The organism is Pseudooctadecabacter sp. (assembly GCF_965657175.1).
In the GTDB taxonomy this organism is placed as follows: Bacteria; Pseudomonadota; Alphaproteobacteria; order Rhodobacterales; family Rhodobacteraceae; genus Octadecabacter.
Genome location: NZ_CBFHNH010000018.1, coordinates 1 through 24,827, shown reverse-complemented (window position 1 = coordinate 24,827; position 24,827 = coordinate 1). Strand labels below are relative to the sequence as shown.

At 59.2% G+C, this 24,827-nt stretch carries 26 protein-coding genes, 2 tRNA genes and 1 pseudogene; 15 read left to right on the top strand and 14 right to left on the bottom strand.

Annotation, left to right across the window (positions count from 1 at the left end; genetic code table 11):
* Positions 1–118: 118 nt before the first annotated feature.
* Positions 119–352, top strand: a complete 234-nt coding sequence (locus tag ACTG36_RS13410) for a sulfurtransferase TusA family protein (RefSeq protein ID WP_375281780.1) — start codon at positions 119–121, stop codon at positions 350–352.
* 75 nt (positions 353–427) lie between these two features.
* Here the strand turns inward: ACTG36_RS13410 and ACTG36_RS13405 are convergent.
* The 7 genes and pseudogenes from ACTG36_RS13405 to purC all read right to left on the bottom strand — a co-directional run bounded on the left by ACTG36_RS13405 (position 428) and on the right by purC (position 9,181).
* Positions 428–3,144: pseudogene (locus ACTG36_RS13405) on the bottom strand (Rne/Rng family ribonuclease).
* A 499-nt stretch (positions 3,145–3,643) separates the two neighbouring features.
* Entirely contained in the window at positions 3,644–4,339 is a 696-nt protein-coding gene (locus ACTG36_RS13400; RefSeq protein WP_375281782.1) for an HAD family hydrolase, read from the bottom strand.
* Positions 4,332–5,666 (bottom strand): sigma-54-dependent transcriptional regulator, encoded by a 1,335-nt coding sequence (locus ACTG36_RS13395; RefSeq protein WP_439142604.1) that lies wholly within the window; start codon positions 5,664–5,666, stop codon positions 4,332–4,334. The genes ACTG36_RS13400 and ACTG36_RS13395 overlap by 8 nt, the downstream gene beginning before the upstream one ends.
* Before the next feature lie 6 nt (positions 5,667–5,672).
* Positions 5,673–7,409 (bottom strand): ATP-binding protein, encoded by a 1,737-nt coding sequence (locus tag ACTG36_RS13390; RefSeq protein WP_375281784.1) that lies wholly within the window; start codon positions 7,407–7,409, stop codon positions 5,673–5,675.
* A 61-nt stretch (positions 7,410–7,470) separates the two neighbouring features.
* Positions 7,471–8,139 carry a phosphoribosylformylglycinamidine synthase subunit PurQ gene (purQ, locus tag ACTG36_RS13385; RefSeq protein WP_375281785.1) on the bottom strand — a complete coding sequence of 223 codons (669 nt, stop codon included), beginning with the start codon at positions 8,137–8,139 and terminating at the stop codon, positions 7,471–7,473.
* Entirely contained in the window at positions 8,136–8,366 is a 231-nt protein-coding gene (gene purS, locus ACTG36_RS13380) for a phosphoribosylformylglycinamidine synthase subunit PurS (protein ID WP_375281786.1), read from the bottom strand. The genes purQ and purS overlap by 4 nt, the downstream gene beginning before the upstream one ends.
* Positions 8,367–8,419: 53 nt before the next feature.
* Positions 8,420–9,181, bottom strand: coding sequence for a phosphoribosylaminoimidazolesuccinocarboxamide synthase (gene purC, locus ACTG36_RS13375; RefSeq protein ID WP_375281787.1), 762 nt, complete (start codon positions 9,179–9,181; stop codon positions 8,420–8,422).
* A 155-nt stretch (positions 9,182–9,336) separates the two neighbouring features.
* On the opposite strand from purC, the gene ACTG36_RS13370 reads away from it, so the two are divergent.
* From ACTG36_RS13370 to ACTG36_RS13360, 3 genes are all read left to right on the top strand, one after another.
* Complete coding sequence (locus tag ACTG36_RS13370) at positions 9,337–9,651, top strand: DUF1476 domain-containing protein (protein ID WP_375281788.1); 315 nt, start codon at positions 9,337–9,339, stop codon at positions 9,649–9,651.
* 154 nt (positions 9,652–9,805) lie between these two features.
* Positions 9,806–10,819, top strand: coding sequence for a betaine--homocysteine S-methyltransferase (bmt, locus tag ACTG36_RS13365; protein WP_375281789.1), 1,014 nt, complete (start codon positions 9,806–9,808; stop codon positions 10,817–10,819).
* A gap of 62 nt (positions 10,820–10,881) precedes the next feature.
* Entirely contained in the window at positions 10,882–11,220 is a 339-nt protein-coding gene (locus ACTG36_RS13360; RefSeq protein ID WP_375281790.1) for a VOC family protein, read from the top strand.
* On the opposite strand, the gene ACTG36_RS13355 is transcribed toward ACTG36_RS13360, so the two are convergent.
* Entirely contained in the window at positions 11,217–12,296 is a 1,080-nt protein-coding gene (locus ACTG36_RS13355) for a PA0069 family radical SAM protein (RefSeq protein ID WP_375281791.1), read from the bottom strand. The genes ACTG36_RS13360 and ACTG36_RS13355 overlap by 4 nt on opposite strands.
* Before the next feature lie 165 nt (positions 12,297–12,461).
* Here ACTG36_RS13355 and ACTG36_RS13350 point away from each other — a divergent pair, with 165 nt between their 5' ends.
* The 3 genes from ACTG36_RS13350 (at position 12,462) to ACTG36_RS13340 (ending at position 14,461) form a co-directional block, all read left to right on the top strand.
* On the top strand, positions 12,462–13,166 hold the full coding sequence (locus ACTG36_RS13350) for a corrinoid protein (protein WP_375281792.1): 705 nt from the start codon (positions 12,462–12,464) through the stop codon (positions 13,164–13,166).
* A gap of 76 nt (positions 13,167–13,242) precedes the next feature.
* The gene (locus ACTG36_RS13345) at positions 13,243–13,845 is read left to right on the top strand and encodes a glutathione S-transferase family protein (protein WP_375281793.1); all 603 of its coding nucleotides are present in this window, start codon (positions 13,243–13,245) and stop codon (positions 13,843–13,845) included.
* Entirely contained in the window at positions 13,838–14,461 is a 624-nt protein-coding gene (locus ACTG36_RS13340) for a DUF1638 domain-containing protein (protein WP_439142598.1), read from the top strand. The genes ACTG36_RS13345 and ACTG36_RS13340 overlap by 8 nt, the downstream gene beginning before the upstream one ends.
* A gap of 80 nt (positions 14,462–14,541) precedes the next feature.
* Here ACTG36_RS13340 and ACTG36_RS13335 read toward each other — a convergent pair whose 3' ends face one another.
* Positions 14,542–14,943: a SufE family protein gene (locus ACTG36_RS13335; protein ID WP_375281795.1), complete on the bottom strand. Its 402-nt coding sequence runs from the start codon at positions 14,941–14,943 to the stop codon at positions 14,542–14,544.
* A 120-nt stretch (positions 14,944–15,063) separates the two neighbouring features.
* Between ACTG36_RS13335 and ACTG36_RS13330 the strand changes: the two genes are divergently transcribed.
* On the top strand, positions 15,064–15,552 hold the full coding sequence (locus ACTG36_RS13330; RefSeq protein WP_375281796.1) for a hypothetical protein: 489 nt from the start codon (positions 15,064–15,066) through the stop codon (positions 15,550–15,552).
* On the opposite strand, the gene rnd is transcribed toward ACTG36_RS13330, so the two are convergent.
* From rnd to purM, 3 genes are read right to left on the bottom strand one after another with little or no spacing between them, the layout of a single operon-like run.
* On the bottom strand, positions 15,549–16,706 hold the full coding sequence (gene rnd / locus ACTG36_RS13325) for a ribonuclease D (RefSeq protein WP_439142596.1): 1,158 nt from the start codon (positions 16,704–16,706) through the stop codon (positions 15,549–15,551). The genes ACTG36_RS13330 and rnd overlap by 4 nt on opposite strands.
* Before the next feature lie 54 nt (positions 16,707–16,760).
* Positions 16,761–17,369 (bottom strand): phosphoribosylglycinamide formyltransferase, encoded by a 609-nt coding sequence (gene purN / locus ACTG36_RS13320; RefSeq protein ID WP_375282158.1) that lies wholly within the window; start codon positions 17,367–17,369, stop codon positions 16,761–16,763.
* Positions 17,366–18,418, bottom strand: coding sequence for a phosphoribosylformylglycinamidine cyclo-ligase (gene purM, locus ACTG36_RS13315; protein WP_375282166.1), 1,053 nt, complete (start codon positions 18,416–18,418; stop codon positions 17,366–17,368). Before purM ends, purN begins: the two co-directional genes overlap by 4 nt.
* 104 nt (positions 18,419–18,522) lie before the next feature.
* Here purM and ACTG36_RS13310 point away from each other — a divergent pair, with 104 nt between their 5' ends.
* Entirely contained in the window at positions 18,523–19,443 is a 921-nt protein-coding gene (locus tag ACTG36_RS13310) for a sterol desaturase family protein (protein WP_375282159.1), read from the top strand.
* 9 nt (positions 19,444–19,452) lie between these two features.
* On the opposite strand, the gene ACTG36_RS13305 is transcribed toward ACTG36_RS13310, so the two are convergent.
* Positions 19,453–19,695, bottom strand: a complete 243-nt coding sequence (locus ACTG36_RS13305) for a hypothetical protein (RefSeq protein ID WP_375282160.1) — start codon at positions 19,693–19,695, stop codon at positions 19,453–19,455.
* Between the two features lie 111 nt (positions 19,696–19,806).
* Between ACTG36_RS13305 and ACTG36_RS13300 the strand changes: the two genes are divergently transcribed.
* Positions 19,807–19,883 (top strand) — tRNA-Ile (locus ACTG36_RS13300).
* Positions 19,884–19,931: 48 nt separating this feature from the next.
* Here ACTG36_RS13300 and ACTG36_RS13295 read toward each other — a convergent pair.
* On the bottom strand, positions 19,932–21,257 hold the full coding sequence (locus ACTG36_RS13295; protein WP_375282161.1) for an ATP-binding protein: 1,326 nt from the start codon (positions 21,255–21,257) through the stop codon (positions 19,932–19,934).
* 56 nt (positions 21,258–21,313) lie between these two features.
* Between ACTG36_RS13295 and ACTG36_RS13290 the strand changes: the two genes are divergently transcribed.
* The 5 genes from ACTG36_RS13290 to ACTG36_RS13270 all read left to right on the top strand — a co-directional run.
* Complete coding sequence (locus ACTG36_RS13290) at positions 21,314–22,210, top strand: MBL fold metallo-hydrolase (RefSeq protein WP_439142592.1); 897 nt, start codon at positions 21,314–21,316, stop codon at positions 22,208–22,210.
* A gap of 63 nt (positions 22,211–22,273) precedes the next feature.
* Positions 22,274–22,348, top strand: a tRNA-Asn gene (locus ACTG36_RS13285).
* 58 nt (positions 22,349–22,406) lie between these two features.
* Complete coding sequence (locus tag ACTG36_RS13280) at positions 22,407–23,531, top strand: tyrosine-type recombinase/integrase (RefSeq protein WP_439142590.1); 1,125 nt, start codon at positions 22,407–22,409, stop codon at positions 23,529–23,531.
* A gap of 486 nt (positions 23,532–24,017) precedes the next feature.
* Complete coding sequence (locus ACTG36_RS13275; protein ID WP_439142588.1) at positions 24,018–24,425, top strand: hypothetical protein; 408 nt, start codon at positions 24,018–24,020, stop codon at positions 24,423–24,425.
* Positions 24,422–24,827, top strand: a 406-nt coding sequence (locus ACTG36_RS13270; protein WP_439142586.1) for a hypothetical protein, incomplete at its 3' end; no start/stop codon positions are given. The genes ACTG36_RS13275 and ACTG36_RS13270, both read left to right, overlap by 4 nt.

The window sequence follows — 24,827 nt, the reverse complement described above, 5'->3', positions numbered from 1 at the left end:
CGTCCCATCTTGCGGGGGTGCGGGGCCGCGTCACGGGGCCTTTGGTCACATCCGCGTTGGTGCGTGTTTCAGCCACGGGTGGTGGACAAATGCGCCCAAGGCTGGCATCGGCTGGGCTATGGAAGATGTGATTGATGCCCGTGGCCTGATGTGCCCCCTGCCCGTGCTGCGGCTGGGCAAGGCCCTGCGTGGTTTGGCCGAAGGGACCGTCGTTCAGATCTGGGCGGACGATCCCATTGCCGTGATCGATATTCCAAACTTCTGTCGCGAAGCAGGCCACGAATTGTTGGCGCAAAGCGATGCAGGCGATCACCAGACCTACACCATCAAACGGGGTGCGGATCGCGCCTGACCAAAGGGATGCGGAATGAAAAAGACCCGCCAGGCGGTGCCAGGCGGGTCTGATTTTGCTGTGCTGCGCCGGGGGTTAGCGGCCTAAGGACCACCAACCGCGGCGCTTTGGCTTATCCTCGGACGGGGTGTCTTCGGATGTTGCCTCAGGCTCAGCCGTAGGTGCGGGCGCGGCCTCAGCCGCGGGGGCCTCAGCTGCGGCCGTTTTGGGGGCCGATGTCGTCTTGCGACGGCGCTTGGGCTTTTCCGCCTTTTCAGGCTCGGGCTTGTCTTCCGTGGCAGCTTCAACGGGGGCTGGGGCCTCAGCCTCTGCCATTGCGGCCTCGGCTGCGGGCTTTTTGCGGGACCGCGTGCGCTTGGGCTTTTCGGCGGGTGGCTCCGCCGCGGCCTCTGCGGGTGCCTCTGTCGAAGCCTCCTCAGCTGGGGCGTCATCCGCCTTTTTGCGACGGCTGCGGGTCCGCTTGGGCTTGGGTGCCTCTTCAGACGCCTCGCCCTCAGGGGCGGCCTGAGTCGGTGCAGCCTCTTCGGACGGTGCCTCTACGGCCCCCTCATCCGCTTTTTTGCGGCGACTGCGGGTGCGTTTGCGCTTGGGTGCCTCGTCTGACGCCTCGCCCTCAGGCGCAGTCGCCTGTTCGGGATCGCTGTCCGCGTCCACATTGGACACGGCTTCGCCTGGGGCGTCAGCGTTTTCGCCGCCACCACCACCGCGCCGCCGCCGCCGACGACGCCGACGCTTTTTGGTGGGCGCATCGCCGTCTTGCTGTTCAGATGCGGGCGCATCGGATGTCTGGGCCTCGGCGGCCTCGACCTCTTCGATGGGGGCGTCATCCACCTCAGCCATGACGGCTGTGTCGGACGAAATGACAGCCGTCTCAACCTCAGCCACAACGCGGCTGGCGGTCTTGAACTTTTCCAACGCGAAGTCCGGCGACACCATGTGCGGGTCCCCTTCGACGCACACGGACAGGCCATACCGGGCCTCAATCTGGGCCACATGTTCGCGTTTCTGATTCATCAGGAAGTTTGAAATCGCAATCGGCGCTTTGACGAGAACCTCTTTGGATCGGCCCCGCACGCCCTCTTCTTCGAGCTGACGCAGGATGCCCAGCGCCACATGTCGTCAGACCGCAACAGGCCGGTGCCATGACAATGCGAACACATCTGGGTCGTGGATTCCAACATGCCCGGACGCAGACGCTGACGCGACATTTCCATCAGGCCAAAGCCGGAAATCCGGCCGACTTGAATGCGCGCGCGGTCAGTCTTGAGCTTTTCTTTCATCCGCTTTTCAACGGCGGCATTGTTGCGACGTTCATCCATATCGATGAAGTCGATGACGATCAGACCGGCCAGATCGCGCAGGCGGAGCTGACGGGCCACCTCATCGGCGGCCTCAAGGTTGGTCTTGGTCGCTGTCTGTTCGATTGAGCCTTCTTTCGTGGCCCGGCCGGAGTTCACGTCGATGGCCACCAGCGCCTCGGTCACGCCGATCACGATGTAGCCGCCAGAGGGCAACTGCACCGTCGGATTGAACATGCCCGACAGATAGCTTTCGACCTGATGGCGCGCATAAAGCGGCATGGGGTCGGTGTAGTGTTTCACGTTCTTGGCGTGGGACGGCATGATCATCTTCATGAAGTCCTTGGCGGTCCGGTAGCCGGTTTCGCCCTCAACGATGACCTCGTCGATCTCTTTGGAATAAAGATCGCGGATCGACCGTTTGATCAGGTTGCCCTCTTCGTAGATTTGGGCAGGCGCGATGGATTTCAGCGTCAGTTCGCGGATTTGTTCCCACAGACGTTGCAGATATTCGTAATCGCGTTTGATTTCGGTCTTGGTGCGTTGGCTGCCTGCGGTGCGGATAATCAGGCCTGCGCCTTCGGGCACATCCATCTCCCCCGCAATTGCCTTGAGCTTTTTGCGGTCGGCAGCGTTGGTAATTTTACGCGAAATGCCACCACCACGCGCGGTGTTGGGCATCAGCACGCAATAGCGACCGGCCAGCGACAGATAGGTCGTTAGCGCAGCACCCTTGTTGCCGCGTTCTTCTTTGACGACCTGGATCAGCAGGATCTGGCGAACCTTGATGACCTCTTGGATTTTGTAGCGTTTGGGACGCGGTTTGCGCACGGGGCGCACGTCTTCGGTTTCGTCCTCATCTGCGACGGATTCGATGCTATCGTCCTTGTCGGAGGCATCGCCGCCTTCGGCCTCGCCCTCATCATCATCGCTGTCGTCGCTATCGGCCTCGGGGGTGTCGACGGGCGTTTCGGCCACGGTCTCCATGGGGGACGACCCCTCCTCGACCGGTGTGTCTGCACCATCGAGGTCGATGGTTTCCATGCCTGCGACATCGCCGGAAGTTACGTCCTCAGACGTCTCAACAGGGTCAGCCGTGGTGACAGCATCCTGCGCCTCAACCTCAGCCGCTTTGGGCTTGCGGCGGCGTCGGGAGCGTTTGGGCTTTTCGGCCTCGGCCTCGGCTTCGGCGCGCATGGCCTCGGCGTAGGCTTTTTCTTCGGCGATCAGCGCCTCACGGTCCGCGACCGGGATCTGGTAGTAATCGGGGTGGATTTCGTTGAAGGCGAGAAAACCATGACGGTTGCCGCCATAGTCCACAAACGCCGCCTGAAGCGACGGTTCGACCCGTGTTACTTTTGCAAGATAGATGTTGCCAGCAAGCTGCCGGCGGGATTGGGTTTCAAAGTCGAATTCCTCGACCTTGTTTCCGTCAACCACCACGACGCGGGTTTCTTCCGCGTGGGTGGCATCGATAAGCATTTTCTTAGCCATTGGTTCCGTTCGCACAACGCAAAAATCCGCGCCCCTGGGGGCCCGGCCGGGTCTGCATCATGTCCAAAATTGGCGATGGCCGCAGCACAGTCAGCCCGAACATTCCTGTTCGAAACGCTGTTTGTTATCTGTGCCGCGCACGTCATCGCGTTTGCTCTCCGACGTCACCCATGGGTGCCGCCCGTTCAAGGCCCTGAGGGGATGGACGAGACCCCAGTGAGGTCTCAGCGCACGCCCAAAGGGCTGTTCATCTGACCTGCCCTGTTGGGACGTAGGTCACATTCTTCGGTCTGAATGCGGGGCGGCACATTTGGGACAATGCCGCGTCCTGTCACGTTCAGAAAATCTCACCGGCCCTTTGGCGTTCCATTACGTCAACGGGCCGTCCTTTATACATAGGTGACAATGTGGGCGCATTACAATGTGAAAGTGTGGCCCTGGGTGGCGACCTTCGGAAGAATTCGTGAATTATCAGTGAATTCCCGTGCAGGCCGCCCAATCAGACCGTGACCGGCTGATCGTTCAATTGGAAACCCAGCGCCGTCACGGCGTCAGCCAGGTTGGGTGCCACCCGTTGGCCAAGACGCGGCAGCGGCACATCGGGCCGCAGATCAGGGATCTGCGTTGTCACACAGCCCGCCGCGACCGCCGCTTGCGTGCCCAGATCACTGTCCTCAAAGGCCGCACACCGGGTGGGATCAACGCCCAACGTACGTGCCGCCTGCAGATAGGGCGCGGGATCGGGTTTGTTGGCCGGCACCTCATCCCCACCGACGATGATTTCGAAATAATCCAACAGCCCAGCGCTGCGCAGATGGTCCAACGCCGGTGCGCGCTTGGTCGAGGTCACGACCGCCATGCGCTGGCCTGCCGCTGCAAGGGCAGGAATCACGTGACCAACATAGGGCCGCAAGGGCACGGGGCCTTGCCGCTGTGCCGCGTTGGCGGCCCGCCATGTCTGATCAAACGTGGCCACATCCACGCCATCGGGCAAAAAATCGGCCAGACGTTCCGTGGTCTTCTGTACGGATGTGCCCACCAGCGTCAAAAAGAACGCGCGAACGCGGGTCTGTTCCATCCCGAAGGGGCGCGACACGGTCACCAAAGCCTCCATGAACAGCCGCTCTGTGTCCAACAGCAGCCCGTCCATGTCGAAGAGCAGCGCCTCAAACGGGCGCGCAGTATCCTCAGCCAAGGTAGTCGGACCGCTGCAGGCCGTATTTCGCCATCTTTTCGTTCAGGGTCCGGCGCGGCAGGCAGAGTTCTTCCATCACGTTCACAATGCTGCCCTTATGGCGGCGCATGGTGTTGTCGATCAGCATCCTCTCGAACGCCTCAACAAATTCCTTCAACGGTTTGCCTTCGGTCGTCATGGCAGGCTGGGCCTCGTCCTCTTCGGTCATCAACAGCGACGCGATGGACCCCGACCCGCGCCGGTTCTGCAGCACGGCCCGTTCGGCCACGTTATACAGCTGACGTACATTGCCGGGCCACGGGGCCTGCAACAGCTGTGCGGCCTCCTGCGCGCTGACCTCTGGGGCATCGCAGCCATATTCATCGGCAAATTGTTCGCCCAGACGGGAGAACAGGGTCAGAATATCCTCCCCCCGCGACCGCAGGGGTGGCACGGTGATGCGCAGGGCGGCCAGACGGTAAAACAGGTCTGATCGCAATTCACTCTCACAGGTTTTGCCTTCGTCCTGCAGGTTACAGATCGCGATGATCCGCGTCTCCGCCGGGGTGCCCTGCTCATTGATCGCCGTCAAAAGACGCGACTGGGTGGTGCTGCTGAGCGCTTCGATATCCTCCAGCACCAAGGTGCCGCCGCGGGCTTCTTCCATCGCGGGGATCGGGTCGTCTTGGCCCGCAGGCCCGAACAGCCGTTTGACCAAAGCGTCTTCGTCATAGGCCGCACACGAGATCAGGACGAACTTCTTGCTGGCCCGCGCCCCCACCGCATGAAGGGCGTGGGCGACCAACGTTTTGCCTGTCCCCGTCTCCCCCTCAATCAACACATGGCCATCTGCCTGACCCAGATCGAGTATATCTTCCTTCAGCCGTTCCATCACCGGAGACGCGCCGATCAGCTTTTTCATCAAGGCACCGCCGTCCGACAGTTCCCGCCGCAGTTCACGGTTGTCCAAGGTGAGACGCCGCGCCGTCGTGGCCTTTTTGGCCAGTTCGGTCATGCGGTCGGGATTGAACGGCTTTTCAAGGAAATCAAACGCCCCGATCCGCATCGCCTCAACCGCCATGGGCACATCACCATGCCCCGTGATCATGATCACCGGCAGGGAGGAATCGACGCCTTTGAGTTTTTTCAAAAACTGCATCCCGTCCATGCCCGGCATCTTGATGTCGCTGACCACAATACCGGGGTAGTCGGACCCAACGCCCTTCAACGCATCTTCGGCACTGGCGAAGGTTTCCGTGTCATAGCCCGACAAGGCCAACCACTGGCTGATCGACTGACGCATGTCCTGTTCGTCGTCGACGATGGCGATTTTCATGGCTTGTGCCATTGGGGATTACTCCGCTGCTTCTATGTCAGTGCCTAAAATAGGCAGTTCTACCTCAAATACAGCCCCACCCTTGATCGCATTGCGCGCAGTGAGGCGCCCGCCGAAGTCGGACACGATGCCAGATGAGATGGCAAGCCCCAGCCCCGTGCCGTCGCCGGGCTGTTTGGTGGTGTAGAAAGGTTCAAACAATTCATCGAGGTCTTCGATCCCCGTGCCGTTGTCACGGACGGACAGACGCACCACATCGCCTTGCGCCAGCAAGATTTCGATCACGGGATCAGAGGTCGTTTTGGTGGCATCGACCGCATTACGCAGCAGGTTGATGATCACCTGTTCCAGCCGCATCCGGTCGGCGTAAATCATCACCGGATGGTCGGGCAAAACGCGGCTGATGGCCACCTGTCGCTGACGCAACTGCGGCTCCATCATGGACAGGCCGGACAGCACGGCATCCTTAACATCAACGGGTTGCAGGGCATCGCCGCCCTTTCGGGCGTAGGATTTCAGCTGCTTGGTGATCGCGCCCATCCTTTCGATCAAACCATCGATCCGTTGCACGGCCACGACGGCTTCATCGGGCCTGTCGCGGCTGATCAAAAGACGCGCGCCCGCAAGGTAGGTTTTCATGGCCGCCAACGGTTGGTTCAACTCATGGCTGACAGCCGCCGACATCTCCCCCAAAGCGGCGAGTTTTGAGGTCTGGGCCACGGTCTGTTCGGCCACCTCAAGGTCCTTTTCGACCTTTTCACGCTCGGCGATTTCCCGCTGGAGGCGGACGTTCAACTGGCGAAGCTCTGCCGATTCACGCTGAAACATGCGCGCGGCCAAGTTCGATCTGCGCGACAGCGACCAGAAAAGACCCGCCAGCAAAATGGCAAAGCCCATGATCTCAAGCGCCAGAATGGCATTCACCCGTTCGCGGACCGACTGAAAGGTCGTGAAACTGACCACGCGCCAGCCCTGAAACGGGACGCGGACCTCTTGGCGCATGACCCCGTCACCGCGCAGATAGGCATCAATCGGCAGCGCCATCCAGTCGGGCGTGGATCGCAAGGCGCGTTCAATCGCGGTCTGCGGCTCTTGCAACTGGACGGCCTCTTCCTCCATCCGGCCCCGCCAGCGCGGCTCGGTCGACAGGATCGCGGTGCCCGTGCTGTCGAGGACCATGACCGCATCGGCAATCCCCGCCCACGACCGCTCCAGCTTGGCCAGATCAACCCCCACGGAAACCACACCGATGGTCAATCCGCTGTCCTCAACCCGGCGCGAATAGGTAAAGGAATAACCGCCCTCGGCCCTCTCATCGACGGTGAAGGTGGTGATATTGGACCGCAGCGCATCCACAAATGACTGTTGGTTGCGCTGGTTTTCACCCAACCGTTCGCGATTGGTGGCGGCCACGATACGGCCCTCGGTGTCCATCAGCACCAGCGACGCGGCCCCGATTTCATCCACGAAAGACAATAGGCGCGCTGTGGATTGGGTGTAATCCTGCGAATTCAGCGCCCCGATCAGGGCAGGGTCACGGGCCAACAGCTGCGGCACGATGGAATTGCGCTGTAACTCACTGAGAAGGTTGGCCGAATAAAGCGCCAGCCGCACCTCCGCCGCGCCGCGTGTGCGTTCGGTAAACCGTTCCGTCAACAGGCGGTTGGAAAAGACGACAACGCCGCAGGCCACAATGACCAGCGCCAACACGATCAAGCGCGTCGACCAAACCGGAGACATCCGGCGCGTGTTCATAACTTCCCCCAAGACATGGCGCGATCTTAACCAGAGCGCCCTGCCCCGTCCATCAGAGCCCTTAGGCAGAGGCCAATTGTCCCAACAAACCGGCGAAAAGACGCTGACCGTCGGTGTTGCCATGGGCCTCTTCAAACGCGCGTTCAGGGTGGGGCATCATCCCCAGCACACGGCGGTTTTCAGACAGAATGCCCGCAATATCGGCGCGGCTGCCGTTTGGATTGTCGGTGTAGCTGAACGCCACGCGATCATCCCCTTTGAGACGGGCAATCACCTCATCATCGGCAAAGTAATTGCCGTCATGGTGGGCAATCGGCACGCCGATTTCGGTGCCTGCGTTGTAGCCCTCGGTAAAGGCGGAATTCGATGTCTCAACCTTCAGACCGACGGTGCGGCAGATGTATTTCAGACCCGCATTGCGCAACAAAGCGCCGGGCAGCAGGCCAGTTTCGGTCAGCACCTGAAAACCGTTGCAAACGCCCAAGACATAGCCGCCGCGCACCGCGTGATCGACAACCGCCTGACAAATCGGGGAATTCGCCGCAATGGCACCGCACCGCAGATAATCACCGAACGAAAACCCGCCGGGGATCGCCACCAGATCGACGCCCTCAGGCAGCTTGGCATCCTTGTGCCAGACCACGCTCACATCCGCGCCGGACTTTTCCAACGCCACGGCCATATCACGGTCACAGTTGGACCCGGGAAACTGGACGACGGCGGCCTTCATAGCATTTCGATCCGGTAGCTTTCGATCACCGTGTTCGCCAGCAGCTTTTCGCACATGGCACCCACCTGCTCTTCGGTGGCGCCCTCCGCCAGATCAAGCTCAATCACCTTGCCCTGGCGCACGCCCTCGACCCCGTCGAAGCCCAAAGCGCCCAGCGCGTGTTTCACGGCGGCCCCCTGTGGGTCCAACACGCCATCCTTCAACATCACATGCACGCGGGCTTTCATCGCTTCGGTCCTTTATTCATCTGGCCAGAAAAACTCAAATTCGCTCCGGCGGCCTAGTTGATCAACGTGGGCTTTGGCCCCGGCGTCGTGTTTTTGGGCAAGACACCCAAGCGGCGCGCCACTTCTGTGTAGGCATCCGCCAGATCACCCAGATCGCGGCGGAACACGTCCTTATCCAGTTTGCGATCTGTCTCGATGTCCCACAAACGGCAGCTGTCGGGGCTGATTTCATCAGCCACAATCAAACGCATAAAGTCGTTTTCCCAGATGCGCCCGATCTCAATCTTGAAATCCACCAGCTTGATGCCGACACCATGCATCACACCGGCCATGAAATCATTGACCCGCAGCGCAAGGGCCACGATGTCGTCCATGTCCTGCTGGGTCGCCCAGCCGAATGCGATAATGTATTCCTCGGGCACCAGCGGATCGCCCAGGTTGTCGTCCTTGTAGGAAAATTCCACGATAGGACGGGGCAGCGGCGTGCCTTCTTCCAGACCCAGACGTTTCGCCATGGTGCCGGCGGCAAAGTTGCGCACGATGACCTCAAGCGGGATAATCTCAACCTGTCGGATCAGTTGTTCGCGCATGTTCAGCCGCTTGATAAAGTGCGTCGGCACCCCGATGCGCTGCAATCCGGTCATAAAGAATTCAGACAGACGGTTGTTCAACACGCCCTTGCCGTCGATCACATCTTTTTTCTCGGCGTTAAACGCGGTGGCGTCGTCTTTGAAATACTGCACCAATGTGCCGGGCTCGGGCCCTTCGTACAGAATTTTCGCTTTGCCTTCATAGACCAGTTTGCGACGTGCCATGCTGTCTCCTGCTGGGACGATCACAATCGGCCGTAAGCAGCCAGAGGTCCCCTTGCGCGCCTCATAATCCATGCCCCCCTTGCGGGCAAGCGTTTGGGTGGGCATATCTGGGACAAATAAGCCGGAACACCCCGGACGACTTAAGGGAGCCCAAAATGTCATCATTCGACGACCGCGCAGACGCGTTTGAGAACAAATTCGCCCATGACGCTGAAATGCAATTCAAAGCAGAGGCCCGCCGCAACAAGCTGTTGGGCCTATGGGCCGCTGGCCTGATGGGCAAAGACGGCGATGACGCCGCAGCCTACGCCAAAGAAGTCGTGAAAGCCGATTTCGAAGAAGCAGGCCACGAAGATGTCTATCGCAAGCTCGCTGGCGATCTGGGTGACAAAACCGATGAGGCCACGATTCGCGCCAAAATCACCGAACTGATGGCTGAGGCCAAGGCGCAGCTTCTCGACGAAGTGTAAGCGATTTATCACGTAGCAAACGGCCAGCCTGTCCCCGTGACAGGCTGGCCTTTTTGTTTTGGGCCTCCGCCTCAGTATCTTCATGAAAATTTTTCATTTGAGGATCGCGCGCGCGCGTGCGAACCGCAGGGCACCCCAAACCGGAGCCTCCCCCATGTCCAATGCCCTGTCTGATCTTCTGTCCACCCGCGATTGGCTGCTGGCCGATGGGGCCACGGGCACGACGTTGTTCAACATGGGGCTGCAATCGGGCGACGCGCCGGAGTTCTGGAATTTTGAACACCGCGACCGGATCACGGCCCTCTATCAGGGCGCTGTGGATGCGGGATCGGATATTTTTCTGACCAACACCTTTGGCGGCAACGCCTCGCGGCTGAAACTCCATGGCGGCGAAAATCAGGTGCATGAGATCAACAAGGTCGCCGCCGAAATCGGGCGCGAGGTGGCCGATAAGGCCGGACGAGCGGTTGTTGTCGCAGGCTCTGTCGGGCCCACGGGCGATATTATGGTGCCCATGGGATCGCTGACCCATGAAAGTGCCGTTGAAATGTTCCACGAACAGGCCGAGGGCCTGAAAGCGGGCGGTGCCGATGTGCTGTGGGTCGAAACCATCTCTGCCGCCGAAGAATTCAAAGCCGCCGCCGAGGCCTTCGCCTTGGCCGATATGCCATGGTGCGGCACGATGAGTTTCGACACCGCAGGGCGCACGATGATGGGCCTGACATCGGCCGAACTGGTCAAACTGGTGGGCAAATTGCCTAATCCGCCCGTGGCCTTCGGGGCCAACTGCGGCGTGGGCGCGTCGGATTTGTTGCGCACGGTCAATGGCTTCACCGCCGCCTCCCCTGCCCAGCCGATCATCGCCAAGGGCAATGCGGGCATTCCAAAATACGTCGACGGCCACATCCACTACGATGGCACGCCAGACCTGATGGCCGACTACGCGTGTCTTGCCCGTGACAGCGGGGCCACGATCATCGGCGGCTGCTGCGGGACGACACCGGACCACCTGCGCGCCATGCGCGCGGCTTTGGAAACACGGCCCACATCCGACGCCCCCAGCCTTGAAGCGATTGCCGAAGCCTTGGGCGGGTTTTCCTCCGTGTCGGACGGGACAGACGGTGCAGGGCCTGTGCGCGCCGCCCGCCGCGGACGCCGCCGCGCCTAAGGGGTTTCGGTTTCGAAGGCACCGGCCTAGGCTGGCCCCAACCTAACCGAAAGGCCGATCCCATGACCGCCCCCAAAGCCACGCTGAACTACGTCGAAGTGACCTCTCCCAAACCGGACGACACCCGCGCCTTTATGGACGCGGTCTTTGGTTGGACGTTCGTGGATTATGGCCCCGACTACACCGACATCCAAGGGGCAGGTTGTGGTGGCGGCATTGAACGGGGCGATCTGCGCGCGCCCTTGCCCGTGATCGAAACCGACGATCTGGACGCCATGTACGCCCGCGTCAAAGACGCAGGGGCCGCGATCACGGTTGAACCGTTCGATTTCCCCGGCGGACGCCGGTTTCAGTTCCGCGAACCGGGCGGCACCGAAATGGCGGTCTGGATCACGACCTAGAACAGCGCCAGTTGATCGCCGCGCGCAAAGGGCGGCTGGAACAGATCAGTCCGCAAGCTGGGCAACCTGTCGGCCAGCCCCAAACGGTCCCGCGCAATCCGCATCCGAGCCTTCATCTGGTTGGCCCAAATGCCCTGCCCTGTCATCCGCGTGCCGAACTTCGCCTCATACAGCGCACCGCCATGCAATTCGCGCACACGGTTCAGGATGCGGTTGGCGCGGTCTGGGAAATGGGTCTGCACCCATTCCTCAAACAGCGGTGCCACCTCCGCCGGAAGTCGCAACATAATGGCCGAAGCCGCTTGCGCACCTGCGTCTTTGGCGGCGGCCAAAATCCCCTCCAACTCATGATCGGTCAGCGCGGGCACCATGGGCGATGCCGCGACCTTCACCGGAATGCCTGCCGTCGCCAGCCGTTCAATGGTCTTCAAACGCCGCGCAGGGGACGGCACGCGGGGTTCCATCAGGCGTGACACCTTCGGGTCCAGCGTGGTCACGGAAATGCCCACCGACACCAGCCCGTCTGCGGCCAAGTCCTTCAAAATATCGATGTCACGTTCGATCAGCGACCCTTTGGTCACAATCCCCACCGGATGCCGGAAATCACGCAGGACCTTAAGCAGGCCGCGCATGACCTCATAGTCCTTTTCAATAGGCTGATACGGATCCGTATAGGTCCCGATGGCCAGCGTCGCGGGGACGTAGCTGCGTTTGCGAAGCTCCGTATCCAGCACCTCAGGCGCTTTGGGCCGCGCCACCAGACGGCTTTCGAAATCCTGCCCCGGTGACAGCCCCAGCCACGCATGGCCAGGCCGCGCAAAGCAATAGATGCAGCCATGTTCACAGCCCCTGTAGGGATTCACACTGCGATCAAACGGCACATCGGGTGACGTATTGCGCGAAATCACCGTGCGCGGAACCTCCACCGCGACCTGCGTCCGCAAAGGTGCCTCCTCAGGCGCCTCCCAGCCGTCATCGACCTGCACCCGCACGTAGGGTTCAAACCGGCCCACCGCGTTGCTGACCGCCCCACGCCCCCGCGCCTCACCCCGTGCTAGATTCGCCATCTCTGTCATGGGAACAATATAGAACAAATGCAGAACATATGAAGTCTCTTCACAACAATCCCGCAAAGTATTCATTTGCATACGGGTCGCCTGTGCGGCACCACTTGTCGCAATCGGTCCAGACCGCAGCCGCCATTCGGTTGCAAATGACTGTATTACATAGGAGTTCCGCCCATGTCCGATGACGAAGACGACATCATCCTGTCCGAACTGAACGACGACGATCTTGTCGCCCAGATGTTCGACGACCTTTACGACGGTCTGAAAGAAGAGATCGAGGAAGGCGTGAACATCCTCCTCGAACGTGGCTGGCAACCCTACGACATCCTGACCAAGGCACTTGTGGGCGGTATGACCATCGTGGGCCACGATTTCCGCGACGGGATTTTGTTTGTACCGGAGGTTCTGCTGGCCGCCAACGCCATGAAGGGCGGGATGTTCATCCTCAAGCCGCTTCTGGCCGAAACCGGCGCACCGCGCGTGGGCAAGATGGTCATCGGCACCGTCAAGGGCGACATCCACGACATCGGCAAGAACCTTGTGTCGATGATGATGGAAGGCGCAGGCTTCGAAGTGGTGGATCTGGGCATCAACAACCCGGTCGAAAACTACATGGCCGCGTTGAAAGACGAACAGCCCGATATTCTGGGCATGTCCGCCCTGCTGACCACCACAATGCCCTATATGAAAGTGGTCATCGATACGATGATCGAAGAAGGCGTGCGCGACGATTACACGGTGCTGGTGGGTGGCGCGCCGCTGAACGAAGAATTTGGCAAGGCCATCGGCGCCGACGCCTATTGCCGCGATGCGGCCGTGGCCGTTGAAACCGCCAAGACCTTTATGGCCCGCAAACACAATCAGGGTGCGACAGCCTAAAGCCCGAGAACAGCTTTACCTGACGCGCCCCGTGGTTTCACACTGCGGGGCGCGTTTCGTTTGAAAGGACCAGATCATGTTCACACTTTTTGCCGCCAAAGGCACCGTCGCCGTGGCCTCACACATCGCACTTGAGGAAACCGGCCTGCCCTACACCCTGAACTGGATCAGCTTTGCCGATGGCGACCAGCGCAAGCCTGAGTATCTGGCGATCAACCCCAAGGGTCGCGTCCCTGCCCTCGTGACCGATGAGGGCGTGATCACAGAAACACCCGCGATCCTTGAATTCATCGCCGAGGCTGCAGGCCAGTTGATGCCTAAAGATCCCTTCGCACGCGCGAAAACCCGCGAAATGCTCAGCTATTGCGCATCCACCTTCCATGTGAACCACGCCCACAAACTGCGCGGCAGCCGCTGGGCCGATCTTGAAGCATCCCACGCGGATATGACAGCCAAGTCCACCCAGACCATGGCCGACAGCTGCGCCTACATCGAAGATCAGTTGACCGGCGGCTGGGTGACCGAGACCTATTCCGTCGCGGATATCCACCTCTATACCATTTGCCGGTGGCTGAAGGGCGATGGCGTGGACATCGCGGAGTATCCAAAACTGAACCTCCATTTCACCCAGATGCAGGCGCGCGCCGCTGTGGCCCGCGTCAGCGACGCCCATGGATGACGCGACCCTGACGACCAAGGGCCTCGCCCCTCAGGGCGCAGGGCGCATCCTGCTGTTGGCCTGCGGGGCTCTGGCGCGCGAAATCCTCGACCTGATCGAATTGAACGGCTGGTCCCATATGGATTTGCAGTGCCTGCCTGCGATCCTTCATGTGCATCCCGAAAAAATCCCCGATGCGGTGGAACAGGCGGTCCTGAAACACCGCGCCACATATGACGACATCTTTGTGGTCTATGCTGATTGCGGCACCGGTGGCCTGCTACAACAGACCTGCGACCGCCTTGGCGTGCAGATGGTGGACGGGCCGCATTGCTATTCCTTCTTCGAAGGCAACGCGGCCTTCGCTGCCAAAGACGAAGTGACCTGCTTTTACCTCACAGATTTCCTCGTCCGCCAGTTCGATGCTTTCATCATCAAACCCTTGGGGCTGGATAGACACCCAGAGCTTCGCGACATGTATTTCGGAAATTATACGACCCTGATCTATCAGGCCCAAACGCAAGACGAAGCGCTCACAGCCCTTGCCCGCCAACACGCAAAAACCTTGGGCCTCGGGTTTGAACACCGCTTTACGGGCTACGGTGATCTGGCCACCACCTTGGCCGCGCAGGCGTAACGCCCCCCTTCATCTGGCCCAAAAAACTCAAACCAAACGGGTCGGCGGGCGGGCGCTTTTGGCGCAGCCAAACAGTCCCGCTACGCCGTCACGGACCGAATACGCTCGATCATGGCGCGCAAACCGTTGGATCGTTGGGCTGACAAATGGTCATTCAACCCCAGCCGTTCCAGTTCCGCACGGGCATCCACCGCCTGAACCTCGGCCACCGTCAGCCCGTTATAAAGCGCGCGCAATATGGCGATCAGGCCGCTGACGATCATGGCGTCGCTGGCCCCTTTGAAAGTGAACACGCCGTCCTCAACCGATGGCACCAGCCAGACCTGGGACGCACAGCCGTCGACCTTGGTGGCCGCCACTTTGAACGCATCGTCCAGCGGTTCCATCTCGCGGCCCATATCGATCACATGGGCGTAGCGGTCTTCCCAATCATCCAGAAATTCAAACGTCTCGGCGATCTCTTCAAATGCGTCCGTGGCCATCTCATGTCCCCTCTTGATGCCCTTGCATCTAGGCCCGCCCCCGCCAAAGGTCCAGTGCCCGCTTTTCATGGCCCAAAACATCCGCTAGGTCTGGTGCAACACACGATGATGAGGCCCGATATGATCCGCGCGACCCTGCTTGGCACCGCCCTTTTGATGACCCTGACAGGATGCGCCCGGATCGCAGACAGCCGCCTCAACCCGCTGAACTGGTTTGGTGCCAGCACTTCGGCCCCAGCCGCCCCTCAAACAAGCGAGGTTCGCCCGCTTGTGCCCGAAGGCCGCACGACCGTGGTGATCGACAACCGCCAGCTGGTGACAAGCGTCTCAACCCTTGTGGTGGACCGCACGACAACCGGCGCCATTGTCCGTGCTGCAGGCGTAGCCCCCACACAGGGCTTTTTCAACGCGGAACTGGTGCCCGTCGGCATCGAAAACGGCGTGCTGACGCTGGATTTTCGCGCCATGGCGCCAACAGGCTTTGCCGCCACCGGCTCCGCGCGGTCACGCACGATCACTGCGGCTTATATCATGGAAATGTCCGAGGTATCCGCCGTTCGGTCGGTCCGCGTACAGGCGGCCACAAACGCGCGGGTCACACGGCGTTAAAGCGCGAAGGTAATCACCTTCTCACCCTTTACGGCCAGACCGATCTCACCGTTGCACAAACGCAGAGCATCCGCGCCAAAAACCTCTTTGCGCCAGCCACGCAGGGCCTGAACGTCCCGTATGCCGCCCGCAATCGCATCCAGATCAGCACTGGTGGCGATCAGCTTTTGCGCCACACCTTCGGTGTCTGCTTTGGATTTGGCCAACACGCGCAGCATATCCGCCAACGCAGGGTTCACCTGCAGCTTTTCGCGGCTGTTCTCAACCCGCGGCATGTCCTCCGGCTTGACCTCAAGCCCGGCCTTCACAGCCGCCAAAATACCCTCCGCGATGTCGCCCTTGCGGGCCTCACGCAGCAACAGCCGTGACCGGCCAAGGTCTTTTTCAGACTGAGGCTTCGTCGATGCGATCTCAACCAAGGCATCGTCCTTGAACACACGGTTGCGCGGGATGTTACGGGTCTGGGCCAGATCCTCACGGAACCGCGCCAATTCACGCACGATGGCTAAAAACCTGCCCGATGACGTGCGGGTTTTCACCCGTTTCCACGCGTTGTCAGGGTCCACCTGATAGGTCGCCGGATCGTTGAGAACGGCCATTTCCTCAGCCACCCACTTTTTACGGCCCGATTTGTCCAACTCCGCCGACAGATATTCATAGATCACCCGCAAATGGGTCACATCGGCCAGCGCATAGGACTTTTGCGCATCGGTCAGCGGACGGCGCGACCAGTCCGTGAAGCGTGAAGATTTGTCGACGCTGCCTTTTGCAATCTTGCGCACCAGCGCTTCATATCCCGCCTGTTCGCCGAACCCGCAGACCATGGCGGCGACTTGGGTGTCGAACAAAGGCGCGGGGATAATGCCGCGATCCACAAAGAAAATCTCGAGGTCCTGACGGGCTGCATGGAAGACTTTGACGACGCCTGCGTCTTCGAACAGATCGTAAAGCGGCGTCAGATCAAGGCCATCCACCAACGGATCAACCAGCACGGCATCATCATTGCCGTCGCCCGCATAAGCCAGCTGGATCAGGCAGAGTTTCGAATAATAGGTGCGTTCGCGCAGAAATTCGGTGTCGACGGTTACGTATGGGTGTTTGGCGGCCTCCGCACAAAAAGCGGCAAGATCCTGCGTCGTCGTAATCGTCTTCATTCGGTGCCTATTTCTTCTGGTTTTTGTGGGGCTGTCCCGCTCGGTCCTTCAACCTTAAGGCATCGCTTGCGCGTTGGGAAGGAAGATGGGGCTGCGGTCCCCCATAGCAAAGCGGCGCAGCACAGCCGGATAAAGCTGATGTTCCATTGGCAACAACCGCGCTGCCAGATCATCCGGCGTATCACCGGCGCGAATGGCAATTTTGGCTTGGCCAAGGATCGGGCCATCATCCAGATCGGCCGTGACCTCATGCACGGTGCAGCCGTGGTCTGCGTCCCCCGCCTCAAGCGCGCGGGCGTGGGTATGCAGGCCTTTGTATTTGGGCAAAAGCGACGGGTGAATGTTGAGCATCCGGCCCGCATATTGTGCCGTAAACCCGCCTGTCAGGATGCGCATGAAGCCTGCAAGGCAGATGATATCGGGCTGGTATTCTTCAAGCGTCGCGTGAAGAACGACCTCGAACGCATTGCGATCCTTGTTAAATTCACGATGATCCACGACCGCCGTCGGAATGCCAAGGTCCGCGGCCTTGGCCAAACCACCTGCATCTGGATCGTTAGCGATCACCACCACAGGCCGCGCCGGATGGTCGCCTGTCATGCTCTCGGCCAGCTTCACCATATTCGATCCGCCACCCGAAATCAGAATGGCGACCCGTTTCATGCAAAGTCCCGTGTGTAGCGGACACCCGCGCCGGCGGTGACCTCACCCATCACACACACGGTGTGGCCAGCCGCATCGAACATCGACCCGATGGCCTGCGCCTGATCGCGCGCGACCACAGCGACCATGCCGATGCCGCAGTTGAACGTCTTGAGCATTTCGGATTGCGCCAGACCGGCCTCCTCCATCAGCCACTTGAACACGGGCGGCAAGGGCCATGCGTTCAATTCGATGTCCGCGCCAAGGCCTTCGGGCAGAACGCGGGGCAGGTTTTCGGTCAAGCCGCCGCCCGTGATATGCGCCAAGGCGTGCACGCCATCAGTTTCTTTCAGCGCACTTACGCAGCCTTTGACATAAAGCGTCGTCGGCGCCAGCAGCGCCTCCCCCAGCGTGCCGTCGCTGAAGGGCGACGCATCATCCCAACCAAGGCCGGAGTTTTCGACCACCTTGCGCACCAAGGAATACCCGTTGGAGTGTACCCCGTTGGACCCAAGGCCAATCAGGACATCGCCTTCGACAACACCGCGCGGAATATCAGTGCCGCGCTCCATCGCGCCGACGCTAAAGCCCGCCAGATCGAAATCGCCCTTCGGGTACATGCCGGGCATTTCCGCAGTCTCACCGCCAATCAGGGCGCAGCCCGACAACTCACACCCCTTTGCGATGCCATTGATGATCCGCGTCGCGGCGTCCAGCTCTAACTTGCCGGTCGCAAAATAGTCGAGGAAAAACAAAGGCTCCGCACCCTGACAGACCAGATCGTTCACGCACATGGCCACCAGATCGATGCCCACGCCGTCGACGTTACCGGTATCAATGGCGATCCGCAGCTTCGTGCCGACCCCGTCCGTGGCCCCCACAAGGATCGGGTCTGTGTACCCTGCCCCCTTAAGGTCAAACATCGCACCAAAGCCACCCAGACCCGACATCACACCAGGCCGCGCAGTGCGCTTGGCCGCAGGTTTGATCCGTTCAACCAAAGTGTTGCCCGCGTCGATATCGACGCCCGCATCTGCATATGTCAGTCCGTTTTTGCCCGCCTGCGTCATGTCACGCCCCCTCATGGTGGAATTGCCCATGCCGATAGCCGGTTTACCCCGCCGCGGCAACCGTTCCGGTTGACCGATCTGGGCCCGCGGGGCAGTGTTTTTTCATGGATGCACTGATCAGCTATTTGCGCGACTTCGTCAGCCTCAATCAGGTATTGTCACCGGTCTATCTGCTGTCGTTTGTTGTGGTGGGCTATGTGATCTTCAAATGGCGCGGACGGGAAGGCGGACAGGCAGGCGGGTTTTGGTCTTTTTTGTTCCCGCGCCGCATCTGGCTCAGCGCCTCTGTGCGCACGGATCTGTGGCTCTTTGCGATCGGGCAGATGATGATCCTGTTCAAAGTCGGCGCGCGGTTTGCGGCGACACCAATGGTGGCAGCGTGGGTCGTGGTCAACGGGCCGGGACCGGTGTTGGACGGCGTGACCGTCTCGCCGGTGCTGATGGCGCTGATCTTGCTGATGATCACCGATCTGTCGCTCTATTGGGTGCACCGCGCCTATCATACGGTCAAAACCATCTGGCCGCTGCATGCTGTCCACCATTCGGCCGCCGTTTTGACGCCGCTGACGGCCTACCGCCAACATCCCGTGGGCAATCTGGTGTCACTTACGTTCAATTCCATTCTGATCGGAACGATGTACGGGCTGGTGATTGGCAGTCTGACCAATGACGTGACCTTTGCCACCATCGCGGGCGCCAATGCGTTTATCGTGGTCCTGAACCTTGTGGTGACGAACTTTCATCATTCTCACATCTGGGTCAGCTATGGTCCGGTTCTGGAACGCATCCTGATCTCCCCCGCGCAACATCAGGTGCACCATTCGACCAACCCCGCCCATTTCAACCGAAATTTCGGGCAGACGCTGGCGATCTGGGATTGGATGTTCGGAACGCTCTACATCACCCGCAAGGATGAAGTCGTGACCTTTGGTCTGGACGGTGACGCAGATGCAGCGTTGATGACCCAGCGTTTGGGACCCATCTTGATTGACCCACTGCGCCGGATGCTTCGCCCGGCGCAGTAGGCCGTCTCTTTAGAACTTCATGATGATGTCGTCATCATTGGCGTCTTGGGGTGCCGGGGCAGCGGAGCGGGTCGTCGTGTTGCCACGCGCCTGATTGATCGCCCAGATGCCGCCAATGACCAACAGGATCAAAAGCGCGCCTTCGTTGCCGCCACCTGACGATGCTTCAGGCGTGATCGGTTCAATCACGGGGGATCCCGCCATGGCGGCCCCCGCAAAAAGCGATGCCCCACATGCTACAATAAACTTCATAATACTCTCCTTCTCCAATGTGCAGGCCCAGCCTAACATCGTCCCCGTGTTTCACAATAATTTCCATGACCTGCTTGACCGCCCGCACCTCTCTGGTACGACAAACGCGGCGGGCCTGTAGCTCAATTGGTTAGAGCAGAGCGCTCATAACGCTTTGGTTGCGGGTTCAAGTCCTGCCGGGCCTACCAAACACCGCCCTCCGTTCCCGCCCCGTCCCGTGCCGTGCCGCGCAGCGTCTATCGCGCCAGAACGATCTCGGCCTTCAGCCCACCCAGATCATCGCTGCCGCCCAGTCGCAGGCTGCCCCCGTGAACCCGCGCGATGTCCGACACAATCGCAAGGCCAAGACCCACACCAGACCCCAGATCCTGATTGCGCGCAGGATCAAGCCTGCTGAACGGGCGCAGGGCTTCATCGCGTTGGTCCGCCGGAATGCCCGGCCCGTCGTCTTCGACACAAAAGACCAGCGCCTTGGGGCTAAGTGTGACGCTGAGCCGTGCCTCCGCGCCATAGCGCAAGGCGTTGCCGATCAGGTTTTCAATAGCGCGCCGGATGGCCATGGGGCGCAGCTGCACAAGGGGGCTGCCGTCATCGGCCACCAGTTCGCCCATCTCGACGGCCTGCCCTATTCGTTTGGCGTCCGCCAGTATGGTCTGGGCCAATTCCACGGGGTCGACGGGTTCAGGATCGCCTTCGGCATCCCCGCGTGCGAAATCGAGGAAACCATCCAGCAGATGCTGCATATCGTCCACATCACGGATCAAGGGCGACACGTCTTCCCCATCGATCATCCCCAAGCCCAGCCGCAACCGTGTAAGAGGCGTGCGCAAATCATGGCTGACACCTGACAGCATCATCGTCCGCGTTTGGGTCTGGCGTTCGATGCGGTTGCGCATGTCCAAAAACGCATGCCCCGCCGAGCGGACTTCGTTTGCGCCGGACGGATTGTACGGCACCAGCCGTCCGCGTCCGTATTCCGCCGCTGCCGCCGCCAGCCGTTTGATCGGGCGCAACTGATTGCGCAGGAAACTGTAGGCGATCAAGGTCATGAACACCCCAAGGACCACCATCCAGACCAGCAGTTGGTGCGGATTGGATGCAGACACGCGGGACCGCCTGAATTCAACCGACATCGGCCCATGCCGCGTGTCAAACCAAACCACAGCCCGCCGGTCGCTGGGCAACACAACAGGGCCGACATCAGGCACCTGATCGCGCAAGGTCCGTTCTACGACGATGCCGGAAAAATCATACCACCTGCGCGTTCCGGCCTCGGGCACCGGGCCTGCGGGCACGGTCGTATCCAACTGCATCGGCACCGCAATGGCATTGGCCGCGGTCTGCGCAGCCTCAGCCGTGTCCGCATCATTCACTATATCCAACACAAGCTGCAAATTCAGCACCATGGTGCGGGTCATCTGTTCCGTCACACCTTCGAAGTGGCGCTGAATGAAGACCACCGAAATCGCCAGTTGCAATGTGATCACCGGCAAAATCAGGATCAACGCGGCGCGGCCATACAGCGACCGCGGCATATATCGTTTGAGCCAGCCGAAAGACATGCGATACCCCTTTTGCGAAAGCTAACCTCAATTGCAGCCCAAGGGAACGCGCGATCATGGCAAAATCACCGATGGCGGGCGCGCCCAGACAGCTGGCAGACGGTTTAAGCTGCGTGTTGGCCCCCAATCCCTCGCCCATGACCTTTTGGGGCACGAACACCTATCTTTTGGGCGAAGACACCTTGGCCGTCATCGACCCCGGACCCGACCAACCGGACCATCTGGACGCGCTCCTGTCGGCCATTGGCGGCCGCACGGTCAGCCATATCCTTGTGACGCACAGCCATTTGGATCACAGCCCCCTTGCGCGCCCCCTGTCCCGTATCACCGGCGCGCCGGTGCTGGCCTATGGCGACAGTCGTGCGGGCCGTTCGGCGATTATGGAGGATCTGTCCCAGCATGGCGCCTTGGGCGGCGGCGAAGGTGTGGATGCGGGATTTGTTCCTGATGAGGCCATCGCCGACGGCACCGAAATACAAGGGGACGGCTGGACCCTGCGCGCCCTTCACACCCCCGGCCACTTCGGAAACCATCTGTGTTTCATCTGGGGCGACGCGGCCTTTACCGGCGATCTGGTGATGGGCTGGGCCACATCGCTTGTCTCGCCCCCTGACGGCGATCTGACGCATTTCATGGCCTCCTGCGCCCGTCTGGCCGACACCGGTGCGCCGCGCGGCTTTGCAGGCCACGGCGCGCCCATCGATGATCTACAGGATCGCATTTCTAACCTACTGGCCCATCGCCGCACCCGTGAGGCCCAGATCACCGCCACCCTGCAAAGCGGCCCCCAAGCCGCAGCGGAGATCACCGGCGTCGTTTACACAGACGTCGCACCCGCCCTTTTGCCCATGGCCGAACGCAATGTTCTGGCCCATCTGATCGACCTGTGCAGCCGCCAAATCGCAGCGCCTGTTGGGGCCCTGTCGGCCACTGCAAAATTCACCCTCATTTAGACGAAAAAATTTACAAAACCCACTGGACGCCCCGAAATCCCGTGGCTATACGGTGCGAGGTTTTCCGGCGTAGCTCAGCGGTAGAGCAGTTGACTGTTAATCAATTTGTCGTAGGTTCGATCCCTACCGCCGGAGCCAAAACTTTCCTAATAACTAGCTGATTTTACTGCCTAATTTAACATTAGGGAGTACCTTCATGGGTTACATTCTGGATACATCACAATCACCATCATCGATTCCTCACACGGTTATTCGTGGCAGGACATATTACTTTCAGATGAGAGTGCCGAAGCAGCATCAGCAGTTATACGGGCAATCTATTCGGGCTAGGTTATCTGAGTGCGAAGAAGAGGCACGTACTTTAGCTACGCATCTTTCCCATCTGCTTAAACAGTCATGGCAATCAAACACCAAAGTTAAGGTGTGCATTGATCAGGCTCTACGTTCAGTTCGCCCAGCCAAGGTAACCTTTGCAGCGATAGCTGAAGAATACATCGAAACACGGCAATTAGGCAGAAAATCATGTCAAGTTCCGATTGCTGCTTTGCTGAAGGTAGCCGGTGATCGTGCAGTTGCATCTTACAAGCGAGATGATGCGAGGGCTTTGCTGGCTTACCTGCAATCCAAAGGCAACAAGACAAGCACAGTTCGCAGATACTTGAATACAATTAATGCAATCATGAACTTTGCCTATCAAGAACTGGAAATCGACAGACGCAACCCATTTGCAAAAATGACCATCGTAGGTGAAGGGCTGGACGCAGCCAAGAGAGGCACGTTCACGGATCAAGAGCTTCGTGAAGGATATGAGCAATCGATGAACAGCCTGACAGGGATACCGTTGCTGTTTCCTATCCTTGGTGAGACTGGCTGTCGTCTAGCTGAGATTGTGGGTCTACGGATTGAAGATTTTGATCTTGATGATCGTGTTTTGCACATCCGTCCCAATGATAAACGAAGACTAAAGACTGCTGGGTCAGAACGATCTTTGCCTCTGACACATACGGCTTGTTTAGCCTTGTCTATGGCCCTTGAATACTCAGACGGTGAGTGGATGTTCCCAAGGTACATCAAGGAAGATGGTTGCTATGCCACACACGCAAGCAATGCCCTAGCCAAGTGGACCAAGAGAAGATGGAACCTCACAGCCCACAGCCTCAGACACACCTTTAGAGATCGTCTCAGGGCTGCAGAGGTTCCCTTAGAAGCCATAGATCAAATCGGTGGTTGGTCTTCGGTCTCAAGCATCGGTTCAAGCTACGGCAAGGGCTATACGGTTGATCACCTACGGCGGTACATGGACCAGGTGGCGATCATCTGACCAAGGTTAAAACCCCCTAGTAATAGTAAAGGGTAGATCAACGAGAGGGCTGGTGTAAGTGCTGGCCCTTCTTACATCTCTAGGAATGGCTCAAAAGGGACCAGTATTACCCCTGCTAGGGAGACCTTAGGCAGTGAACCATATCAGTTGGTAACCCTTCTAATCTCTTTCTCTTTAGTTCTATTTACTCAACAAACCTTGACATACTGATTAAACTGTGTTATAATTGCCACATAATGTAGAGGCGTCTTTGTGCGTCCTCCCCCAAGCAATCCCCCCAACAATCAAAAATACAGGTGAACACGATGAGTGTATTTTCTGAAGACTCGGAATCCGTCTTCGATTCCACGCAGAACAACGAACCCAAGACGTTTCAGCAGTGGCAGCTGCTACGCAGGTTTAATCCCTCTGGGATGAGTGGCTATTATTCAACGAAGTCGCAGCAGAAGTTGATACAGGACAGAGAAGCCTTGGGAGATCGGTTCTATGACTAATCTCGAACTCCTTGAAAAGCTCGACCAAGCTCGTGACCTGTTCCAGTCAGCCAATGTTCATGAACAACACGAGATCGAAGCTATTAGAACCGAACTCCGCCTACGTGGCTTGTTTAGCTCAAAACAGATTCGACCCACATCAATGGCTTATGAATCAATCGTAGCCGTGTTGTTCACACAAATGACCAGAACAGGGCAAAAGCTCACCGTTCCCCCAACCATTCAAACGAACGCCCACAAATACTCGGTTCCCACGTGCTTACCTAGGGATTTGGCAGCTGCCGTTAAGGCCGATCTGCTCTTGCTCGAGGGCAGCACTTACAGCCCGGCACTGCGTCTGCATCAGCTTGTTCAAAACACTTTGGCACGTGTGAACGGTACTAAGGAGGCAGCAGCATGAACCGCAGACCAAGCAAGTTCGTTCAAGACACTCAAATTCCTAAAGGAGGAAACGGAAAGCCAGACTTCTCAGCCTTTGGTGAGGTCGTAGAATTGCCCAAAGCTGAAAACAAAGCCTTAGACTTCTCCAACTACGGTGTCCCAGTCGAACTGGATAAAGTCAGCCCACCTTTCCTACCCGAACAAGACGGCGATCTAGTATTAGGTGAAGATGGTAGACCGACAGGCGTTTATGTTGCCGATGCTACGCCCAAGAGAACGTGGCAGGATATGCCAGTCGTAACGGATGCATACGCTGCTTTTGTGAAAGATAGGTCAGTATGGGAAAACGACCCGATAGTCGTTCCTGCACCTGCTGCACCGACACGTCAGCCAGTACCTGACGAAGGTGAACTAGAGTTCG

What these genes read in the sequence shown, in the direction of transcription:
- ACTG36_RS13330 (WP_375281796.1), top strand. Translation starts at nt 15,064, where the DNA reads ATGATCCGCGCGACCCTGCTTGGCACCGCCCTTTTGATGACCCTGACA.
- ACTG36_RS13345 (WP_375281793.1), top strand. Translation starts at nt 13,243, where the DNA reads ATGTTCACACTTTTTGCCGCCAAAGGCACCGTCGCCGTGGCCTCACAC.
- ACTG36_RS13340 (WP_439142598.1), top strand. Translation starts at nt 13,838, where the DNA reads ATGGATGACGCGACCCTGACGACCAAGGGCCTCGCCCCTCAGGGCGCA.
- ACTG36_RS13305 (WP_375282160.1), bottom strand. Translation starts at nt 19,695, where the DNA reads ATGAAGTTTATTGTAGCATGTGGGGCATCGCTTTTTGCGGGGGCCGCC.
- ACTG36_RS13280 (WP_439142590.1), top strand. Translation starts at nt 22,407, where the DNA reads ATGGGTTACATTCTGGATACATCACAATCACCATCATCGATTCCTCAC.
- purM (WP_375282166.1), bottom strand. Translation starts at nt 18,418, where the DNA reads ATGACGCAGGCGGGCAAAAACGGACTGACATATGCAGATGCGGGCGTC.
- purQ (WP_375281785.1), bottom strand. Translation starts at nt 8,139, where the DNA reads ATGAAGGCCGCCGTCGTCCAGTTTCCCGGGTCCAACTGTGACCGTGAT.
- ACTG36_RS13410 (WP_375281780.1), top strand. Translation starts at nt 119, where the DNA reads ATGGAAGATGTGATTGATGCCCGTGGCCTGATGTGCCCCCTGCCCGTG.
- ACTG36_RS13290 (WP_439142592.1), top strand. Translation starts at nt 21,314, where the DNA reads ATGGCAAAATCACCGATGGCGGGCGCGCCCAGACAGCTGGCAGACGGT.
- ACTG36_RS13360 (WP_375281790.1), top strand. Translation starts at nt 10,882, where the DNA reads ATGACCGCCCCCAAAGCCACGCTGAACTACGTCGAAGTGACCTCTCCC.
- rnd (WP_439142596.1), bottom strand. Translation starts at nt 16,706, where the DNA reads ATGAAGACGATTACGACGACGCAGGATCTTGCCGCTTTTTGTGCGGAG.
- ACTG36_RS13395 (WP_439142604.1), bottom strand. Translation starts at nt 5,666, where the DNA reads ATGGCACAAGCCATGAAAATCGCCATCGTCGACGACGAACAGGACATG.
- ACTG36_RS13350 (WP_375281792.1), top strand. Translation starts at nt 12,462, where the DNA reads ATGTCCGATGACGAAGACGACATCATCCTGTCCGAACTGAACGACGAC.
- ACTG36_RS13295 (WP_375282161.1), bottom strand. Translation starts at nt 21,257, where the DNA reads ATGTCTTTCGGCTGGCTCAAACGATATATGCCGCGGTCGCTGTATGGC.
- ACTG36_RS13390 (WP_375281784.1), bottom strand. Translation starts at nt 7,409, where the DNA reads ATGAACACGCGCCGGATGTCTCCGGTTTGGTCGACGCGCTTGATCGTG.
- ACTG36_RS13355 (WP_375281791.1), bottom strand. Translation starts at nt 12,296, where the DNA reads ATGACAGAGATGGCGAATCTAGCACGGGGTGAGGCGCGGGGGCGTGGG.
- bmt (WP_375281789.1), top strand. Translation starts at nt 9,806, where the DNA reads ATGTCCAATGCCCTGTCTGATCTTCTGTCCACCCGCGATTGGCTGCTG.
- ACTG36_RS13310 (WP_375282159.1), top strand. Translation starts at nt 18,523, where the DNA reads ATGGATGCACTGATCAGCTATTTGCGCGACTTCGTCAGCCTCAATCAG.
- ACTG36_RS13275 (WP_439142588.1), top strand. Translation starts at nt 24,018, where the DNA reads ATGACTAATCTCGAACTCCTTGAAAAGCTCGACCAAGCTCGTGACCTG.
- ACTG36_RS13370 (WP_375281788.1), top strand. Translation starts at nt 9,337, where the DNA reads ATGTCATCATTCGACGACCGCGCAGACGCGTTTGAGAACAAATTCGCC.
- purS (WP_375281786.1), bottom strand. Translation starts at nt 8,366, where the DNA reads ATGAAAGCCCGCGTGCATGTGATGTTGAAGGATGGCGTGTTGGACCCA.
- ACTG36_RS13335 (WP_375281795.1), bottom strand. Translation starts at nt 14,943, where the DNA reads ATGGCCACGGACGCATTTGAAGAGATCGCCGAGACGTTTGAATTTCTG.
- purC (WP_375281787.1), bottom strand. Translation starts at nt 9,181, where the DNA reads ATGGCACGTCGCAAACTGGTCTATGAAGGCAAAGCGAAAATTCTGTAC.
- purN (WP_375282158.1), bottom strand. Translation starts at nt 17,369, where the DNA reads ATGAAACGGGTCGCCATTCTGATTTCGGGTGGCGGATCGAATATGGTG.